Origin of the sequence: Asaccharospora irregularis DSM 2635, assembly GCF_900129815.1 — a bacterium.
Taxonomy (GTDB): domain Bacteria; phylum Bacillota; class Clostridia; order Peptostreptococcales; family Peptostreptococcaceae; genus Asaccharospora; species Asaccharospora irregularis.
This window is the reverse complement of the sequence record NZ_FQWX01000011.1, coordinates 31,087-50,565: the sequence shown is the minus strand read 5'-3', so window position 1 is coordinate 50,565 and position 19,479 is coordinate 31,087. Positions and strand designations below refer to the sequence as shown.

Below are 19,479 nucleotides of genomic sequence, written 5' to 3'. Positions count from 1 at the left end.
GGGATATATAGTATATTTAGTACTATATTTCTCAGCCTTTATTTTACTGAATCTATTCTTCTTCGCCAAGTTCAATTTCAGATTTATAATTTTCATATGAATCTACAATTACTTTGTTTTCCAAGTCTTCAATACTTTTTATGCCATCTATATACTAGGTCTCTATTTCCCTTAATTAATCTACCTTTGTATTCTATCTTTAAGTCATCAATTACTCTTTTTCCCCTCTCACACATTTTACTCCCAACTCCCCCTGCAACAGATTATAAAGCTATACATTATTTCCATAGATCAATTATTGATAATTATAATAAATATTATCTATCTATTTAATTATACATACCTTTTGAAAAGGCTTTTTTAAGCTCTTCTTTATTTAAATTACACCCAATAAATACTGCCTTCGAGTCTTTTTCTAGTGTTTTTTGGTATTCAAAATGATATGGTGTATAGTTGAAATGTATGTAATCTCCATCAGAAATTTTTATAATTCCCTTAGCTCTTAATACCTTACCAAATTCTTCTCTATCTAACTGCTTTACAATCTCTTTTAATCTATTTTCTTCAATACTATTTATGTAAGTCAATGACAAAGATGTAAATATATAATTTGTTGAAAATACATCTAAACTCTTCTTTTTCTCTAAACATTTAGTATCTATAGTATTTGTTAGTTCTAATATATCCTTTAGATGTCTGCCATCAAAATCATACCAGTCATCTTCTATAATTACTGCATTAGAATTTTCCTTTTTTATCATATTTATAATTCTATCTTTTTCAAGTTTATCTACTTCTCTTAAATAGCTTAAAAATATTATATTTGCACTCTGTATTTGTTCTCTATAGAAAAATCCAAAACTATCTATACTATCTTCAAATCCTAATACGTCTACTATTGTAATTATTCTTCTCACTTCTAGGTCTATATTCTTGTCTTTTGACAAAACTTCACATACTTTCATGATATCTCCCGGCCTACCTATACCTGATGGCTCTATTATAATCGACTCCGGTTTAAAGCTTTCTACTATAGACTCAATAGCGTCTTGAAATTCTCCCACAAGCCCGCAGCATATACATCCTGAAGCAATTTCCCTAACAGGTACTTCCCCCTGTAGTACATTTGCGTCAATTCCAACATCTCCAAATTCATTTTCTATTACTACTGTTTTTTCTGTTTGAGTAGATAATATCTTATTTAAAAAAGTTGTTTTCCCCACTCCTAAAAATCCAGAGATAATATCAATCTTTACACCCATAAAGCTCCAACTCCCCTAATAATTAATATAATAATTATTTTACTAGAGTTTAAAGACTGTGTCTAATCCTTAATATTTTATCACATCAACTTAAGTAATATATTTCCATACTATAATTTTATCTTTTAAATAGTGTTAGTAATTAGATCATTTTTTAGGTTATAATATATATAGTTTTTTATAATAGATATTAAATTGTATATGGTTTGTTATAATTTCTAAAAATAGTTATAATTTTTCTGTTTAAGGGGGGGTAATATGACTAGATTGAAAAAAATCACATCAATAACTTTATCTGTAGTTTTAATCTACTTTGTGTACAATATAATCTTAAATAATTTTAATAAAAATGAACCTGAGGTCAGCAAAAACGATACAAAATTTGAAAATCAAGCTAATGAAACTAAAACTAGCGAACCAATATTTATATCTTCTCCTATACCAGAAGAGATAAAAAATAAAATGTTAGGAAATTCAATGCCCTATAATGAACCTATAAGTTTTGATTCTCTAGAATATTTAAAAGTAACTTATTTTGGTTTTGATAAAAAATCCCATGTAGGCGAACTTGTAGTAGATAAAAATGTTTCTAGTGATTTACTTGAAATTTTTAGAGAGTTATATGAAAATAAATATCCAATTGAAAAAATAAAACTTATAGATGAGTATAATGCAGTTGATGAAGATTCTATGGCAGATAACAATTCTTCAGCTTTTTGTTATAGAACTATTGCAGGAACTAATAAAATATCAAATCATGGTAAAGGACGTGCTGTTGATATAAATCCTCTGCAAAACCCTCATGTTGTTGGAAATACCGTAAATCCAACTGAGGGTTCTATATATGCAAATAGAAATCTCAACGAAAGTGGAATGGTCATAGAAGGAGATGCTTGCTACAATGCATTTATAAAAAGAGGTTGGAGCTGGGGCGGTCATTGGAAAAACCCAGACTATCAACACTTTGAAAAATAGAATATGTAATTTAAAATAAATAATTTAAAGTAAAAGGTGATTATTATATGAATTTATTAACTTTAGAAAACATAAGTAAAAGCTATTCAGAAAAAAAATTAATAGAAAATATATCTCTTGGTATAAACGATGGCGAAAAAATTGGCCTTATCGGTGTAAATGGAACTGGTAAATCTACTCTTCTTAAAATTATAGCTGGTGTTGAAGAATACGACTCTGGCAATATTATAAAAACTAACGGTATAAGAATTGAATACCTTCCTCAAAATCCAGAATATAACGAAGATGATACAGTACTTGACCAAGTATTCAACGGTACTTCTGAAGAATTGAAGTTGATTAGTCAGTATCAAAAAGTTCTAGAAGAAGTGAACTCTAACTACAGTGATGAACTTAACAGAAAACTACTATCTTTACAGGAAAAAATAGATACACTTAATCTTTGGGATTTAGAAAGTGAAGCTAAATCTATTCTTACAAAACTAGGAATAAATGATTTCAATAAAAAAATAGGAGAACTTTCAGGAGGACAAAGAAAAAGGGTTTCTTTGGCATCTGCTCTTATTACTCCTTGTGAATTGTTGATTTTAGATGAGCCTACCAATCACCTAGATAATGATACTATAGATTGGTTAGAAGAATACATAAATGCTAGAAAAGGTTCTTTACTAATGATAACTCATGATAGATATTTTCTAGACCGTGTTACTAATAGGATTATTGAATTAGATAAAGGAAGATTATTTAGTTATGAAGGTAACTACTCTACTTTTCTAGAAAGAAAATCAGAAAGACTATCCTTAGAAGCTAGCCTAGAAGATAAAAGGCAAAACCTAATCAGAAAAGAACTAGCATGGGTTAGACGTGGTGCTAGGGCCCGTAGTACAAAACAAAAAGCTCGTTTACAAAGATTTGATGAATTGGTAAGTCAAGATAACCTTAATTCAGATGAAAATATTGAAATCTCTGTAGGTTCAAGTAGGCTTGGTAATAAAATTATTGAAATTCATAATGTATCAAAAAGCTTTGGAAATAAGAATATAATAGATAATTTAGATTATACTGTTGCCCGTAACGATAGAATAGGTATAATAGGAAAAAATGGAATGGGTAAATCTACGCTTATTAACATAATAAACGGCAAGTTAGATCCAGATAAGGGATATGTCTCTATAGGCGAAACAGTAAAATTAGGTTGTTTTTCACAAGATGATGCACATATGGATCCAGATATGAGGGCAATTGACTATGTAAAAGAAGATAGTGATTATATAGAAACATCTGATGGTACTAAAATTACAGCATCACAAATGTGTGAGAGGTTTTTATTTAATGGAACTATGCAGTACACTCTGATAGGTAGACTATCTGGAGGAGAAAGACGTAGACTTCATCTATTAAGAACTCTTATGTCCGCTCCAAATGTACTTTTACTTGATGAGCCTACAAATGATTTAGATATACAAACACTTAATATACTCGAAGATTACCTTGATGAATTTAGTGGTGTAGTAATTACAGTATCACATGATAGATATTTCTTGGATAGAATTTGCAATAAGATATTTGCTTATGAAGGAAATGGTAAAATACATGTATATACTGGAAATTATACAAACTACCTTATATATAGAGAAGTACAAGGAATAGAATTTGAAAATACTGAAATTGAATCTAAAAGCGAAAATAAAACTATAAAAAAAGAAAAACCTAAAAGCGAGAAAAAACTTAAATTTACCTACAATGAACAAAGGGAATTTGAAACTATAGATAGTGATATTGAAAAATTAGAACAAAGTATAGAATCCCTTGAGGAAAGTACTTCTAAATATGCTACAGATTTCACTAAGCTCCAAGAAATTCTTGATGAAAAAGCAAGTCTTGAAAAAGAGCTTGAACACAAATATGAAAGATGGGAATATCTAAACAATCTGGCCGATGAAATAGCCAACAATAAATAATATTAATTTTAAGAAAGTATTATCGCAAAATAAATTAAATTCCCTTTGCAATAATACTTTCTTGTTTACATATAGCACACTCTATATATATTGATTTAAAGCTTATTGTCTTCTGACAAATCAAAACTATATATAATATGATCTATTATATCCTCGTATATAGGCTCTAGATATTTATCCACGATTACTCTCAAATCGTAGACTCCTCTCTTTCCTTTGGTCATAAAAATATAATTACAAGTTCCATCTAAACCCTCTCCACAAATGAGTTTTCCATCACAATGGCCATTGTTAAAATCTACAGACTCTATGCACCCCATATGGTTGGCCACTCTATCTAAAGAAACACAGCTAGTCATGCTATCTGGTACCTCAATTAAAAAAACCTGCATTTTTATATTAAATATAACATCTCCATCGAAATTATCTATTGCTACTGTATCAAAACAATTTTTATTTTTGGGGTCTAACCTTACCCAGTCTTTAGGCATATCTATAGTGTATCCCAAATCACTATTTACCGTTTCAAAATCTACATTAACTTGTTTTTTTATTTCTTTATTTTGATTATATCTTATCTCTCTCAGAAGAGCTCCCGATTTTTTAAAACCATTTTTATAAGATTTCATTAAGTATTTTTTAGCTTCTTTTATATCTTTTTGCAATCCTAAACCATCTTTTAAGAGCCTTCCAATCTCATATTGAGCCTGTGAATTATTCTCATGTGCACATCTAAATAAATACTCTGATGCCTCTAAGTATCTCTCGTCCTCAAGTAAACTCATTCCTTCCTCAAAATCACTTAGCATACTCCCCTTGCTTTCTAGTGTTTTTTTTATTATTTCCTTTTGAAACTCTAGTTCCTTGAGTCTTTTTTGTTCTTTAAACATCTCTCTAAATATATCATTAATAGCCATAGTTTCTCCCCCAAACTATATTTCATATTCTTCTATACTATATCTTATTGTTATATTTAATTTATGTTCCTTATCAAATATATGGTAATATATATATTAGCCAGAATTATTCTAATTTAATGTTGGAGGTTTTTTATGAAAGTTTTTGCACATAGAGGATTTAGCTCAAGATATCCTGAAAATACTTTGCTAGCATTTAAAAAAAGTCTCGATTTTGATATATACGGAGTTGAACTTGATGTCCACAAAACTAAAGATAATAAAATAGTTGTAATACACGATGAAAGTGTTGATAGAACCTTTGATGGCTCAGGGTTTGTAAAAGACTTAACTCTAAATGAACTTAAATCTTTTAATTGTAGACTAGATGGATTTAAAGACAACCCAGAATGTAAAATACCTACCCTAGAAGAAGTAATTGAGATATTTTTAGACTCTAATTTTGTTTTAAATATAGAGATAAAAAATGATAAAGTAAGTTATGAAAATATTGAACAAGATGTCATTAATATAATAAATAAATATAACATTTCTGATAGAGTAATACTATCTAGTTTTAATTCAAATAGTATTCTGCACTGTAATAATATAGATAGTTGCATAAAAACAGGTCTACTGTATTACTATAATTTAGATCAAGTGGTTAATTTTGCTAAATCTCTAAATGCTTCTTCCCTTCATCCTCCACTACATTTACTAGACAAAGAATTGGTGGATTTGTGTCACAAAGAAAACATGTATATAAACGTTTATACAGTTGATGATGTCGAGGATATATATAAAAATATAGAACTCGGAGTTGATGGGATTTTTACAAATTACCCTGATATAGCTTGTAATGTTTTAAAAAATATATTGACTTTTTATGAAAATTAAATTAATATTATATTTACAATATAATATTTTAAATTCTTTGACGAAGAGAGTAAGTTAAATGTAGTTTATAGAGAGCCAAGGACGGTGGAAGCTTGGCAATGAAATTTAATCGAAAAGAGCTTTTGAGAATGTTGCTTGAAACTAAGTATGGCAATAGGTTTCCCGCCTTAAGGGTTTGAGAGGATAGGTTTTTCCTATCAACTAGAGTGGTAACGCGGATTTTTCGTCTCTTGGTCTTATTAGACCAAGGGACTTTTTTAATTGTCTGGAAAAAAAATCTATTAATAGATTATATCTAAATTAGGCTAATCTTGCAATTATAATAATTTGAAAATTTCGACTTTATTTTATTTTTTAAAAATTTATTAGGAGGATTATATCATGCAAACTAATGTCATATACGATATTAAAACAAACGAACCAAAAAAAGATAACAAAAACTTATTTAAATTCTTGATACCATCAATATTAGGACTAATTTTATTTATCATTCCTCTACCTTATGGAAAATTAATTAACCTAGAGGGGCTATCTCCTTTTAATATAGGTATAGGATTTTTAGCTGAGCTAGTTAAGGTAGTAGGTAAAAACCAACTCAATAATATAGCACTAGTAGTTATTTCACTATCAGCTATATTGTCTGTATTTAGCAAGGTTGTAAAGGTGAAAAATGAATTCTTAAACAATTTATTAAACGTTTCACTATTTTGGTTATGCTTTAGAATTTTAGGTGCAGTGTTTATAGTTATGACTGTACTACAAATTGGACCACAATTTATAATATCTGATATAACTGGTCAGACTATGTTGTCTATTTTACCTAGTTTACTTGCAATATTTTTAGTTTCAGGTTTTTTACTTCCATTTATTACAGATTTCGGACTTATGGATTTATTCGGGACCCTTGTTTCTAAATCTATGTATAAATTATTTAAAGTACCTGGACGTTCTGCAATAGATGCAGTTACCTCTTGGTTAGGTGATGGAACTCTTGGAATTATGATTACTAACACTCAGTATAAACAAGGATTTTATACAGCCAAAGAAGCTTCTATTATATCTGTTTGCTTCTCGTTAGTATCTTTACCATTTTCAACTGTTATAGCAGATCAACTTGGCTTTATGCCTATGTTTGTTCCTTTTTACGCTACAGTGTGCATAGCTTCTCTTGCTTGCGCATTAATAATGCCACGTATCTATCCTCTAAAAAAATTTAAAGATAATACTTACAATGATGTAGAGCATTTAAAAGAAGAAATTGTACCCGATGGAGTTAATATTTTTAAATTCGGTCTAAACAGAGCTATTGATAGAGCTAGCACTGCTCCATCTATAAAAGAAATAATTATAAACGGATGTAAAACCGTAGTAGATATGTATTTAGGACTTTTACCTTTAGTTATGGCCTGGGGTACTTTAGCTCTGATAGTTGCAGAATTTACTCCGTTCTTTGATATAATATCTATACCAGTTGTATTTTTATTAAACATTTTGAATATACCAAACGCAGCTGAGGCTGCACCAGCTGTACTTGTTGGATTTACAGATATGTTCTTGCCATCAATAATGGTCTCAGGTAATAACATAAGCGAAGTGACTAAGTTTATAATAGGTGTTTTATCTATAACTCAATTACTTTATTTAACTGAGACAGGTGCTGTTATATTAAAATCCGATATACCACTTAACTTAAAAGATTTATTCTTAATCTTTTTAACTCGTACTATAATAGCACTACCTATTATAACTATAATTGCTAAACTAATTTTTAAGTAAATTTTAAATTTAAAAATCACCTACTGAAATTATTGTTTATTAAAAACTTATAGATCAGTAGGTGATTTCTATTCTAAATCAAAGTTAATATTCATACTTTGTAAATGTTTCACACATTTCTACTTTTATTTTTTTGTCAAACATATTCTTGTATGCTAGTAAAAATTCATTTAACTCCGAGTCCATAAGGTTTATCTTCTTATCACTGCAAAGAATTACCTTGTCCTCATCAATTATTATTTTTATATCATTAGATTCATTTTTTATAAATGTTTGTATACAGTTTTTAGGCTGTATTTTAGATCCATACTTTTCATAAAACTCAGTACTTTTAGATAGCTTTTCCACATCTCCCACCCCAACTGTCTTGGGGTCAATTCCAAAGCCCTTAAGTTGTTTTTCTACTTCTTTAGTATCTACACCATATCTCTCCATAAATTTTTGTTGTATCTTCATAAATTTTTCCTGAGATATATTGTTATCTTTCATATACTCAATAATTTTTCTTGAGAATTCAGCCATCGTCATACTTCCATCCATAACAGAGAAGTATAAGTTATATATATATTGTTCAAACTTATCTACATCAGTATCTTTAACTTTGTTCTTTAATTCATTGAAATCGATTATTCTATCATCAGACATATATGTTCCTCCTATCCAAAGTTGTTTATAAGTAGAATTATAACATATTTAAAACTAGTTGTTGTAATAGAATTTAATTTATAAAATATACTTCTATTATAAATATATAAAGGTAAATTATAGTTTAGATAGGGGTGAAACTTTAAATTTTGTATCTTAGATTATTAATAGTATTTTCTATACTGTTGTTTCTTGTCAACCCTTCTTATGATTAATAAGGATATTTAAAATATCCTTATTAATCTGTATCTAAAAGTAAATATACAAAACTTCATAAATTTATTTTTTCTTATGAATTCTATTTTTTCTTATAAATTCTATTTTTTCTTATAAATTCTATTTTTTTCTCACTAGCATCTAGTATACACTCTTCACCTATTGGTATACTTATCATAGGCATACAATGACCTGATTGTAAGTTAAATAAAGTTGGTTTATTAGACCTTATAGCAACCTCTTCTAATAATTCTATTAACTCACACTCATTTTCATTACTTTTCCTGCAATCCTTAAAGTCCCCGAATATTATACCACTACATTCATCAAATTTCCCTGCTAAATCGAGCTGTGTAAGCATCCTGTCCACTCTGTATATATATTCACCTATTTCTTCTATAAAAAAAATTTTGTCCTTTGTATCTATCTCATACTCAGTCCCAAGAGTAGATACTATTAAAGATAAATTTCCACCTACTAATATTCCACTCGCACTACCTTCTCTCAATGTATATAGTTCTTCATCCTTTGGATTTTCTATACTTAACCTTTCTTCAAAACTTAAGACATCTAACAATGACTTATATGTAAATTCATCCCACCTAGGAGAACTTGCCGCCATTATTCCATGATAGGTAACTAAATTACATTTTTGATTAAATGCCAAATGTAGTCCTGTTATATCAGAAAAACCTATAAATACCTTTGGATTTTCTTTTATTACTTTATAATTTATTATATCTAAAATTCTAGTAGTTCCATATCCACCTCTTAGACACATTATAATATCTACTTCTTTATCTAAAAACATATTTTCTATATCTTTAGCTCTGTACTCATCTTCTCCAGCCAAATATCCTCTATATTTTAGATAGCAACTTTTTCCCATTTTTACATTGTAACCATAGCTCTCTATACAAGATTTAATTTCCTCTAAGTTTCCGACCTTTAAAGGTCCTGCTGGTGCTATTATACCTATAGTATCTCCTACTTTTAATTTTTTTATTGTTTTCAACTTTAAGCCTCCACGATTTCAAAATAGTAATCTCTCTAATAAATATATCTCTAAAAAACTTCTTTTTATTTTATTATAAGTACAACCTATAAACTCTTTTTGATACTCTGCTTAATATTTCATTTTTATTTGTATTTGCCAAAGTTGCTACATCAGATAAGTCTGGACCGTTCTCTCCATAAAATATAATATCTTTATTGTAGTCATCTTCTCTTAAATTCGTCAAATCTATAAAAGAATAGTCCATGCATATTTTTCCTATTATATCAGCTCTTTTACCATTTATTATAACATATCCCCTATTAGACAATTCTCTTGGTATTCCATCTCCATAGCCACAAGGTACTATACCTATTTTCATCTTTCTATTTGCTCTAAATGTAAAATCATAACTTATACCCTCCCCTATGTCTATATCTTTTACTTGTATTATCTTGGATTTAAAAGTCATAACTTGTTTAAGCATTAAATTAGAATCAATTGATGTATATCCGTATATACCAGCCCCTACCCTAACCATATCCATATGAAACTGCTTATATCTACACATTGCTATACTATCACATATATGTTTTATTGGAATTACTCGATACTTTTCTATCTTTTTTACTATATCTATAAATCTATTATATTGTTTGTAATCCTCTTCTTTATTCGTAAGTGCTAGGTGTGAAAAAATACCTTCAACTTGTATATTTTCTAAGCTAAATATTTTATTAATATTATTTATATCATTATTATCTTTTTTAAATTTAAATCCTATCCTATTAAATCCCGTATCTATCTTTAAATGTATTTTGCAAACTTTACCTATTTTTGATGCTATACATGAGATTTTCTCTGCCTGGTTATTTTCAAATACGGTTAATGTTATATTATTTTTAATGGCTATTTCTATAAATTTATATTGTACATAGCCCATAACAAGTATTGGTACTTTTATATTATTGTCCCTCAATTCCAATGCCTCTGATAGAGTAGCTACAAAAATATATCCTACCTCTGTATCCTCAATAGCCTTTGCTACCTCGACAATACCATGTCCGTATGCATTGGCCTTTAGTACTGCACCCAGTACTACATTATAACCTACAACCTTTTTTATCTGATTTATATTATATTTAAGATTTTCTAAGTTAATTTCAACCCATGTCGGTCTAGATATTTGCATAATATCACTCCTTATTCATATATAATAATATATTCTTAATATTTATAAATATTTTATATTCTATTTTGAGGCATCTAATCTCATGTATTTATTCTGATTTTTATGTCTACATTATAGATTTTGGAGGTAGTAAATGGTTGATATAAAAAGTGCTTGTTATGAAATAAATGACTGGCTAATAAATGTGCGAAGAGACTTACACAAAACTCCAGAACTCGGCTTAGAGGAATTCGAAACTAAAGCTAAAATAATTAAATACCTAAAAGAGATTGGTGTAGATTATATTGAATATAAAAATCACACAGGAGTAACTGCATTTATAAATGGTAAGCATTCTAAAACAGCGGCAATTAGGGCTGATATAGACGCCTTGCCAATAGATGAAAATTTAGATCTTCCGTTTAAATCTATATACAAGGGTAGGATGCATGCTTGCGGTCACGATGCCCATACTGCAATGCTACTCGGTGCCTGTAAAGTACTTTTTAAGCTAAAAGATCAACTAAATGTTAATGTTAAATTTTTCTTTCAACCTGCCGAAGAAACTGTTGGTGGTGCTAGACTTATGATTGAGGATGGATGTATGGAAAATCCTAAGGTAGATTTTATTTTTGGCATACATGTCATGCCTCATATTGAAAGTGGAACTATAGAATTAAAATATAATAACTTAAATGCTTCAACCGATACAATATTTCTCACAATAAGGGGATCAAAAGCACATGGGGCATACCCTCATAAAGGAGTCGATGCCATAATAGTTGCCTCTCATATAATCTCTGCTTTACAAACAATAGTAAGTAGAAATACAGATCCTTCTAGCGGAGTGGTAATATCTTTGGGAATGATAGATGGAGGTATAAGTGAGAATATTATCTGTGACAAAGTCAATATAAGGGGTACAATAAGAACACTAGATAATAATAATAGAATCTTTGTAAAAGAAAGAATAAATGAAATATGTAAATTTATATCAAAAAGCTTTGATGCTAGCTATTCTTTAGAAATAAAAAGCGGTTATCCAGCACTAATTAACAGCAATAACCTTGTAAATTATGTTAGAAATAACTTATGCGATGTATTTGGAGATGAAAAGGTCATAATTAGAAACTCCCCTTCAATGGGTGCAGAAGATTTTTCATTTTTTTTGAGTCATTGTGAAGGGGTATTCTACCATATAGGGTGTGCAAACGAAAAAAAAGGACTTGATGCTCCTCTTCATTCATCTGAATTTAATATAGATGAAAGTTGTCTTGTTATAGGAGTTATATCCCATGTTAAAAATATTTTATCACTCAATTAGATTTAATATCCATTTATTAACTTATACCAAAAAATAAATTTATTTTTTTATAGTGAATAGGAAATTGATAGAATTTCCGTACATGTATTTCAAAAAAATTATACTTTAAAGGTTTTAGATAGAATTTTTTTTATTTTTAGATAGATTTTTTCCATTGTTATAGTAAAATACTATATATAGATATCTTTAGGGAGTGATTAAAATAAAGAATAAAAAGAAATTACCTTTTTTTGAGTTCGTTTATATATTTTTATTCTTTGCTGTATTTTTTTTAATATCTTTTCTTCTATTTACTGTTGTAGGAATAGGATTTTTGTCATTCCTAGGATTTGAATATAATTCAGTTTCTTCTGTTATTTTTTTCTTTTTAATATACTTTTTTGTTACTAGACCAATCGATTTTCTATGTACTACTATTTTAGATATGGCTAGATACGTAAATAGGTTGCCTTACCCAGCATATAAATTCTTTGAGTTTATGTTGGACTTTATACTTACCGTACTAGTTATGGGTATAATAGACGTATTTATGAAATCGATAAATATTCCCCTTAGAACAGAGGTGCTGTTTGCTATTCTATCTTACCTATTGTCAGAATCTATGGATTTCTTTAATAAAGATAATAGTAAAAATTATAGCAGATAATAAGTATTTATATTTAAACGCCAAGGCTGAAAATATTTTATTTATTATTTTCAGCCTTTTATAGGCTAAACTATTAGATACTCTTTTCTATCTTATTAGTTTGTCTATTTCCTTCGTTATTTCTATAGATGATTTCAAAAAATCATCTATGTATATAGATTCATCACTTACTATTGAGTACTCTGCTGCAAAAGCTATGATATGGCTTTCTATAGAGTTTGCTAATTCAGGGTATTTATTATTTAGTATGTTTTTTATAAACTCATCTATAATATTTTTGTTAGCCTCTTTAACTACATCTTCTGCTGTAGATGGATTTATAATTGTCTCTTTTTCAGATACAAACTCTCTAGTTATTATTTTATTTTCATTAAAACTTCCTATAAGTTCTCCTTGGCTAAACTTAAGTTTTACAAGTATATTATTATTCTTGTTAAAGCCATTTATATTTAGTGTAGACGTTACTCCATTTTCAAAATACAAAATAGAATTCATATTGTCATAGACATCATTGTCACATTTATAGACACATTTTCCATATGGTCCTTTCCTAAGTATGTCTAATAAATTTTCCTTAGTAGGGTTTAGGTGAACAGCATTATTTATATCAAGATTTTTTTCTAAATATATTTTTTTTGCTGAATAAGGACATCCTGGCTCTACTTTGCAGTCTAAGCAGTTCTCAGCCATTTCATCTTTAAAGTTTTCTTTACTAAAATGTTTTAAACTTGCAAATGATGTGATTTTTTTACAGTTACTGTGTGCAAGATATAAAATTATATCAATATCACTGCATCCTTTTGATAAAGATAGCTGGCTTGTATCGCTACTATTTCTCCAACTTCCCCTAACAAAACTATGAGCAAAGTCCCAATAACTTATATTGTCATCATAGCCAATACTAATTAATTCGCCTAATCTTTTTTCGTCTATTATATGCTTTAATTCTTTGAAAAAAGGAGCGTATCTCAAAGTATTACAAATCATAAAAACTCTATTTTGATATCTACTGTATAAATCTCTTAAATGTATTAGTCCATCTAATCTATTTGACATAGGTTTTTCTAATAGAACATGATACCCTTTCTCCAAGGCAATCTTTGCTATTTCATAATGTTTGTAATCATTTGTACATATTATTACTGCATCTGCTACTTTTTCATATTCAAAAAACTCAACTGCATCTTCAAATATATATCTATCTTCTATATTATATTTTTGTACAAATAAGTCTCGTCTTCCCTTTTTGGGTTCTACCACTGCAACAATTTCACATAGATTACTACTTTTTAATATACAAGGTGCGTATGTGTACATTCCTCTTTTGCCCGCTCCTATTATAGCTATTTTTACCTTTCCCATATTACTTCCCCCTTTTATAATATATATGACAATTTAATTATATTATATTTTTCTAAATTTTCATACAATTATAATTTCAAGAATATACCAAAGGTAATTGTTTATTTTATAAATTTATTTTTGCCCAATTTTATAGATTATTATTTAATTTTATAATATAATTTAAAAAGATTAATACACCTGGAGGTTTACAATTATGGAAATAAAAAGATATGAGGGAAATGGAAGAATGAGTAGAGCTGTTGTACATAATAATACTGTTTATTTATGTGGCCAAACTCACGGTGAAGGAGATGTAAAAAAGCAAACATCTGAAATATTAGGAAAAATAGAAGAGTTATTAAATAAGTATGGCTCTAGTAAAGAGAATATTTTATCTGTAACTATTTACTTAAGAGATATGAAGGATTTCCAAGATATGAACTCTGTTTGGGATGAATGGGTTGAGAGTGGATTTGAACCAGCAAGAGCTTGTGTTGAGGCTAGACTTGCTAGAGAAAACCTATTGGTAGAAATGAGTGTAATTGCGGCAACTATAGAGTAGTTCTTTTCTATATAGTAAAAACCGAAAGAGTTAACTTAAAATATTTTAAGTTAACTCTTTTTTCTATTCTTCATCTTCTTTTGCCCATTTTAATGCTCTAGAAACAGCTTTTGACCACCCACTATAAAGTTTATCTATTTTTTCTTTATCCATGCCAGGTTTAAATTTTTTATCCACAGCCCATTTAGATGTTATTTCGTCCTTGCTTTTGTAAAATCCAACCGAAAGGCCCGCTAAATACGCAGCTCCTAGTGCTGTTGTCTCTACAACTTTTGGTCTGTCTATCTCTACATTTAATATATCAGACTGAAATTGCATCAAGAAATTATTCTTGCTAGCTCCTCCATCAACCTTTAATAATTTTAACTTTATATTTGAATCTTGCTCCATAGCTTTTAAAACATCCTTAGTTTGGTATGCTATAGATTCTAGTGTAGCCCTTATAATATGCTCCTTTTTTGCACCTCGAGTAAGCCCAACCATAGTTCCTCTAGCATACATATCCCAATAAGGTGCTCCTAATCCCGTAAATGCAGGTACAATATATACCCCATTTGTATCTAGTACTCTAGTTGCATATTTTTCGCTATCTTCTGCCGTCTTAATCATTCTAAGTTCGTCCCTAAGCCATTGGATTGATGCTCCACCCATAAATATACTTCCTTCTAGTGCGTACTCTATTTTATTATCAATTCCCCAAGCTATAGTTGTAAGTAGACCGTGCTTTGATTTAACTAGATTTTCACCTGTGTTCATAAGTAAAAAACACCCTGTACCATATGTATTTTTTGCCGTTCCCTCTTCAAAACATGTTTGTCCAAATAAGGCAGCTTGTTGATCTCCTGCACACCCAGAAATAGGTATTCTTGCTCCTGCAAGCATCTGCTCGTCTGTGTTGCCATATACATAGCTAGATGGCTTTACCTCTGGAAGCATCGTTTTAGGTATACCTAATTCTCGCAATATATCTTCATCCCACTTTAATTGTTTTATATTGTACATCATTGTTCTAGATGCATTTGAATAATCTGTTACATGAACTTTTCCCCTAGTCAAGTTCCATATAAGCCAAGTATCTATTGTTCCAAACAATAATTCTCCGTTTTGTGCTTTCTCCCTAGCACCCTCTACATTGTCTAATATCCATTTTACCTTGGTTGCAGAAAAGTAAGCATCTATTAATAGCCCTGTTTTTTCTTTAATTTTATCTTCTAATCCCCTATTCTTTAAGTCATCACATATATCTGAGGTTCTTCTACATTGCCATACAATGGCATTGTAAATCGGCTTGCCTGTATGTTTGTCCCATACTACAGTTGTCTCCCTCTGATTTGTTATACCTATTGATGCTATTTCAGATGGGGCTATCCCTGCTGTCTCTATAACTTCTCTCATAACTCCACTTTGAGATCCCCATATTTCCATAGGGTCATGTTCTACCCATCCTCCTTTTGGGTATATCTGTGTAAATTCTTTTTGAGCTATCTTAATAATTTCTCCTTGTCTATTAAATAATATGGCTCTTGAACTAGTTGTTCCTTGGTCTAGTGCCATTATGTATTCTTTTTGCATTGCTACTCCTCCAGACTGTTGAATTTAGTTTTATTATATTGTTATTATACTACTTAACACTTTTCATATGAATAAAATTCATATATTCTAAGAAATTTATTGTGTCTTTTTGTCAAAAATAGAGTCGCCTATAGTTATAGACGACTCTATTTTGATATCTAGTAATAAACTAGTTATCTCTATTATATTAATTTATTTTATACAAATGCCTGATACTCTAGTTACATTATATCCACTTTTTTGCAAAGATTTTTCTACCTTATGGCTTACAGAAAATTTACCCCCAACAATATAGATATTCTTAACTTTAAGTCTTTTTATTTCACCCATGGTTTTTAAGTCTATATTTTTGGATGAAGTCAATAAGATAGGTATATCCTTAGTTTTAGATATTTTGACTGCTCTAACAGTATCTATTATGTTGTAATTATTTAACAGAATAACATCATCACAACTATCCCATCTTTGCTGACTTGCCTTAACAGCTACGTCATATCTATTTGGACCAATTAAAGATATAAAATCTTTAATTGTTAATTTAAAACTAGACTCTTTATATATAAACTTATGATATTTAGACTCTTCTAGCTTTAGATGAGCTTTATTGGATGTATAAAGATAAACCACTCCTCCTGTATTATCACAAGGTTCAGATCCTGTATTTTTCTTAAATGCCTCTTTGTCAATTACCCTGATACTATTTGGTATATTTACCTGTTTTAAAAATCCTATTTCAAACGCATTTTTAGCTATCTCTTCTATACCATTTCCAAGATTTAAATTTTTAAGAGTAACACATTTTGATGTACCCGAAAAAGACGACTCTCCTATATATTTGACATTACCTGGAATATCAATAGACTCCATTTTATGATAGTTGAATGCTGAACGTTCAATTCTTTCAACTGATTTTGATATAATTAAATTAGTCAAAGGACAGCCACTAAATGCGAATTCACCTATTCTCGTAACCCCATTTGGTATTTCAACAGAAGTCAATTTTGTATTTCTTGTGAATGCACCATTTGGTATCTCTTTTAACTGTTTTGATAGCTTCAATGAACTAATTGGATTTACTCCAAATACGCTGGTTCCTAATTCTGTCACACTATCCGGAATTTCTAATGTATTTAATTTATTACCATTGAATGCAAATTCTTCTATTTTCTTTACGCCCTCTGGAAAATCTAATTTGTTTAGGTTATTATGCTTAAATGCAGATTCACCTATTACTTCAAGTCCACTAGGTAATCTAACACTTGTAAACCCACTTGGAGAATTTACATCTTCCTTTGAAAAAGTTACATCTCCAAATATAATTTGTGCATTAAACGCATTGCTTCCTATTTTTGTTATAGTTTTTCCATCCAAAGTTTTATCTGGAAGAACTAATTTTTTGTTTAATAAAGCCTTAGTATTTCCAGAGTTAGATAAACCTGTTATACAATCATCTAAATATGTAAAATCTTCAGCTTTCCAATCTTCAACCTCTTCCTGATTTATACCTTCATCTTTTACAGTAACTTTAATTTTCACTTCTGGTTTTTCGCCAACTACACCGCTCGGTAAATTATACTCACCCCAAAATACATAGTCTCCAGGTTTTGTTCCATCATATTCATCATTTACCCATTTTACTAAAACTTCAGACTTTTCACCGTTGCTTAAATTTAGTGATACTTTTTCAGGCAAATTTAATATGTCTTTTGTTGTATTATAATCAACAAACTTATTTAAAATCTTATCAGCAAATACAGCTCTTACATCTGATTCTTCTTTTAGTACCATTCTTTGACAAGTAGATTTATTTGCATCTATATTACTATCTATATGGTGAATTCTACTGTTCTCAAAGTGTTTAGGATTTGTAGTATACATATATACTATACCTGGATCCTCGTCCATACCTGGATTACCCAGAAATGCGCTTTTTGTAAGTTTTTCAATACTTATAGGTATTTGGAGTGATTTCATATTATTTGATGCAAAAACATTTGCATCTATCTGTATTTTGTTTACTTTTTCAGATATATTTACAGAAGATATTTGATTATCCTTAAATGATGAGTTCCCTAACATAAATACAGTAGACGGAATTTCTACTTCTTTTAATTTATTATCTATAAATGCGTATGCATCTATTTTTGTTACACCCTCAGGAATAACTACCTTTGATATTTCATTTTTAATAAATGATGATCCTCCAATAATTAGAGAATCTAGACCTTTTGGGAATTCTACACTAGTTAGTCCTTTTTGAGCAAATGCACTCGGTGCAATCGCTGTTATTTTTTGACCATCAGTATTGGTTTTAGGTATTATTAAATTTTTATCTCTAGAAAGCTTTTCCTCCCCGCTCTCAGAAAATCCAGTAACAGTGCTCCCCTCATATGTAAAGTGTGTTGGTTCCCATCCGATTATTTTTAACTTTTGGGAAACTGACTCAGCTATACTAGAATTATTAAAATGTAAAGGGTTTGTAGTGTACATATAAACTACGCCTGCTTCATCATCCATACCAGGATTTTTTGAAAAAGCATTAGAAGCCAAATTTTTTACACTATAAGGTAAATCTACTGATTTTATTTTATTTAAAGCAAAGGACATACCTACAATTTCAATATCTTCTGCATCCTTTGAAATACCTACAGAGGATATTTTATTGTTTAAAAAGCATCCACTACCTAAGTATTTAACAGTAGATGGAAACTCTACAGTAGTTAATTCATTTGATGCAAATGATTGTGTTCCAATTTTTTGTATCCCTTCCGGAATAACTACGCTTGTTAATCCTTTCTTTGAAAATACTTTATCTGCAATAGCTGTTATCTGATTTCCTTCTATATTATTTGAAGGCAATACCAAATCTTTATTAGTTTCAAGTTTTAAACTTCCACTTTCAGAGAAACCTGTTATAACTGTACTATCAGTTTCACTGTATGTAAAATCATTTGGTGTCCATACTTCTAATGCATCTACATCTAGCGGTAGTCCAAATAGCATAGATGCTACCATCACAGTAGATAAAAATGTAGAAATCATTTTTTGTGGCTTAGACTTAATAATAGAATTCATTTCTTCCCCCGACTTTCCATGATATACAACTTATAATGAAATTATTAGTCTCCCTACCATTAAGTATTTCAATATTCAGTTATATCTTTTTATATTTTATTGTATTATTTCCCGTTTTTATAAAATTCTATGAGTATTTACACATAAAATACGCCACCTTTTT

Annotated in this window: 15 protein-coding genes and 1 other annotated feature; of the genes, 7 read left to right on the top strand and 8 right to left on the bottom strand. The window is 29.3% G+C overall.

The genetic code is table 11. The features are described from left to right. Positions 1-329: 329 nt before the first annotated feature. Positions 330-1,262, bottom strand: coding sequence for a CobW family GTP-binding protein (locus tag BUB34_RS06375; RefSeq protein WP_073125565.1), 933 nt, complete (start codon positions 1,260-1,262; stop codon positions 330-332). Positions 1,263-1,520: 258 nt separating this feature from the next. Here BUB34_RS06375 and BUB34_RS06370 point away from each other — a divergent pair, with 258 nt between their 5' ends. After that, positions 1,521-2,237, top strand: a complete 717-nt coding sequence (locus tag BUB34_RS06370; protein ID WP_073125562.1) for a M15 family metallopeptidase — start codon at positions 1,521-1,523, stop codon at positions 2,235-2,237. Positions 2,238-2,284: 47 nt separating this feature from the next. After that, on the top strand, positions 2,285-4,198 hold the full coding sequence (locus BUB34_RS06365; protein ID WP_073125558.1) for an ABC-F family ATP-binding cassette domain-containing protein: 1,914 nt from the start codon (positions 2,285-2,287) through the stop codon (positions 4,196-4,198). A 95-nt stretch (positions 4,199-4,293) separates the two neighbouring features. Here BUB34_RS06365 and BUB34_RS06360 read toward each other — a convergent pair whose 3' ends face one another. After that, positions 4,294-5,115, bottom strand: a complete 822-nt coding sequence (locus tag BUB34_RS06360; RefSeq protein ID WP_073125555.1) for an SEL1-like repeat protein — start codon at positions 5,113-5,115, stop codon at positions 4,294-4,296. Between the two features lie 135 nt (positions 5,116-5,250). Between BUB34_RS06360 and BUB34_RS06355 the strand changes: the two genes are divergently transcribed. Together BUB34_RS06355 and BUB34_RS06350 are read left to right on the top strand one after the other, a co-directional pair. Next, on the top strand, positions 5,251-5,991 hold the full coding sequence (locus tag BUB34_RS06355) for a glycerophosphodiester phosphodiesterase (RefSeq protein ID WP_073125553.1): 741 nt from the start codon (positions 5,251-5,253) through the stop codon (positions 5,989-5,991). Between the two features lie 28 nt (positions 5,992-6,019). Then, positions 6,020-6,225: a binding site (T-box leader), on the top strand. A gap of 147 nt (positions 6,226-6,372) precedes the next feature. Beyond that, entirely contained in the window at positions 6,373-7,767 is a 1,395-nt protein-coding gene (locus tag BUB34_RS06350; RefSeq protein ID WP_073125550.1) for a YjiH family protein, read from the top strand. Between the two features lie 84 nt (positions 7,768-7,851). On the opposite strand, the gene BUB34_RS06345 is transcribed toward BUB34_RS06350, so the two are convergent. The 3 genes from BUB34_RS06345 to alr all read right to left on the bottom strand — a co-directional run bounded on the left by BUB34_RS06345 (position 7,852) and on the right by alr (position 10,814). Beyond that, the gene (locus BUB34_RS06345; protein WP_073125547.1) at positions 7,852-8,412 is read right to left on the bottom strand and encodes a DUF3867 domain-containing protein; all 561 of its coding nucleotides are present in this window, start codon (positions 8,410-8,412) and stop codon (positions 7,852-7,854) included. A gap of 298 nt (positions 8,413-8,710) precedes the next feature. Beyond that, positions 8,711-9,643: a S66 peptidase family protein gene (locus BUB34_RS06340; RefSeq protein WP_143153334.1), complete on the bottom strand. Its 933-nt coding sequence runs from the start codon at positions 9,641-9,643 to the stop codon at positions 8,711-8,713. 73 nt (positions 9,644-9,716) lie between these two features. Continuing rightward, a complete protein-coding gene (gene alr, locus BUB34_RS06335) occupies positions 9,717-10,814 on the bottom strand; it encodes an alanine racemase (RefSeq protein ID WP_084120245.1) in 1,098 nt (365 codons plus the stop codon). Positions 10,815-10,947: 133 nt separating this feature from the next. Between alr and BUB34_RS06330 the strand changes: the two genes are divergently transcribed. Continuing rightward, the gene (locus BUB34_RS06330; RefSeq protein ID WP_073125540.1) at positions 10,948-12,117 is read left to right on the top strand and encodes a M20 metallopeptidase family protein; all 1,170 of its coding nucleotides are present in this window, start codon (positions 10,948-10,950) and stop codon (positions 12,115-12,117) included. A 193-nt stretch (positions 12,118-12,310) separates the two neighbouring features. Beyond that, a complete protein-coding gene (locus BUB34_RS06325; protein WP_073125537.1) occupies positions 12,311-12,763 on the top strand; it encodes a regulatory YrvL family protein in 453 nt (150 codons plus the stop codon). 87 nt (positions 12,764-12,850) lie between these two features. On the opposite strand, the gene BUB34_RS06320 is transcribed toward BUB34_RS06325, so the two are convergent. After that, entirely contained in the window at positions 12,851-14,125 is a 1,275-nt protein-coding gene (locus BUB34_RS06320) for a Gfo/Idh/MocA family protein (protein WP_073125534.1), read from the bottom strand. 196 nt (positions 14,126-14,321) lie between these two features. Here BUB34_RS06320 and BUB34_RS06315 point away from each other — a divergent pair, with 196 nt between their 5' ends. Next, a complete protein-coding gene (locus tag BUB34_RS06315) occupies positions 14,322-14,669 on the top strand; it encodes a RidA family protein (protein WP_073125531.1) in 348 nt (115 codons plus the stop codon). A gap of 63 nt (positions 14,670-14,732) precedes the next feature. Here the strand turns inward: BUB34_RS06315 and glpK are convergent, their stop codons facing one another. Further along, positions 14,733-16,241: a glycerol kinase GlpK gene (glpK, locus tag BUB34_RS06310; protein WP_073125529.1), complete on the bottom strand. Its 1,509-nt coding sequence runs from the start codon at positions 16,239-16,241 to the stop codon at positions 14,733-14,735. A 192-nt stretch (positions 16,242-16,433) separates the two neighbouring features. After that, a complete protein-coding gene (locus BUB34_RS06305) occupies positions 16,434-19,316 on the bottom strand; it encodes a leucine-rich repeat protein (RefSeq protein ID WP_073125526.1) in 2,883 nt (960 codons plus the stop codon). Positions 19,317-19,479: the final 163 nt, after the last annotated feature.

What these genes read in the sequence shown, in the direction of transcription:
- alr (WP_084120245.1), bottom strand. Translation starts at nt 10,814, where the DNA reads ATGCAAATATCTAGACCGACATGGGTTGAAATTAACTTAGAAAATCTT.
- BUB34_RS06330 (WP_073125540.1), top strand. Translation starts at nt 10,948, where the DNA reads ATGGTTGATATAAAAAGTGCTTGTTATGAAATAAATGACTGGCTAATA.
- BUB34_RS06315 (WP_073125531.1), top strand. Translation starts at nt 14,322, where the DNA reads ATGGAAATAAAAAGATATGAGGGAAATGGAAGAATGAGTAGAGCTGTT.
- BUB34_RS06365 (WP_073125558.1), top strand. Translation starts at nt 2,285, where the DNA reads ATGAATTTATTAACTTTAGAAAACATAAGTAAAAGCTATTCAGAAAAA.
- BUB34_RS06370 (WP_073125562.1), top strand. Translation starts at nt 1,521, where the DNA reads ATGACTAGATTGAAAAAAATCACATCAATAACTTTATCTGTAGTTTTA.
- BUB34_RS06375 (WP_073125565.1), bottom strand. Translation starts at nt 1,262, where the DNA reads ATGGGTGTAAAGATTGATATTATCTCTGGATTTTTAGGAGTGGGGAAA.
- BUB34_RS06360 (WP_073125555.1), bottom strand. Translation starts at nt 5,115, where the DNA reads ATGGCTATTAATGATATATTTAGAGAGATGTTTAAAGAACAAAAAAGA.
- glpK (WP_073125529.1), bottom strand. Translation starts at nt 16,241, where the DNA reads ATGCAAAAAGAATACATAATGGCACTAGACCAAGGAACAACTAGTTCA.
- BUB34_RS06305 (WP_073125526.1), bottom strand. Translation starts at nt 19,316, where the DNA reads ATGAATTCTATTATTAAGTCTAAGCCACAAAAAATGATTTCTACATTT.
- BUB34_RS06355 (WP_073125553.1), top strand. Translation starts at nt 5,251, where the DNA reads ATGAAAGTTTTTGCACATAGAGGATTTAGCTCAAGATATCCTGAAAAT.
- BUB34_RS06345 (WP_073125547.1), bottom strand. Translation starts at nt 8,412, where the DNA reads ATGTCTGATGATAGAATAATCGATTTCAATGAATTAAAGAACAAAGTT.
- BUB34_RS06320 (WP_073125534.1), bottom strand. Translation starts at nt 14,125, where the DNA reads ATGGGAAAGGTAAAAATAGCTATAATAGGAGCGGGCAAAAGAGGAATG.
- BUB34_RS06350 (WP_073125550.1), top strand. Translation starts at nt 6,373, where the DNA reads ATGCAAACTAATGTCATATACGATATTAAAACAAACGAACCAAAAAAA.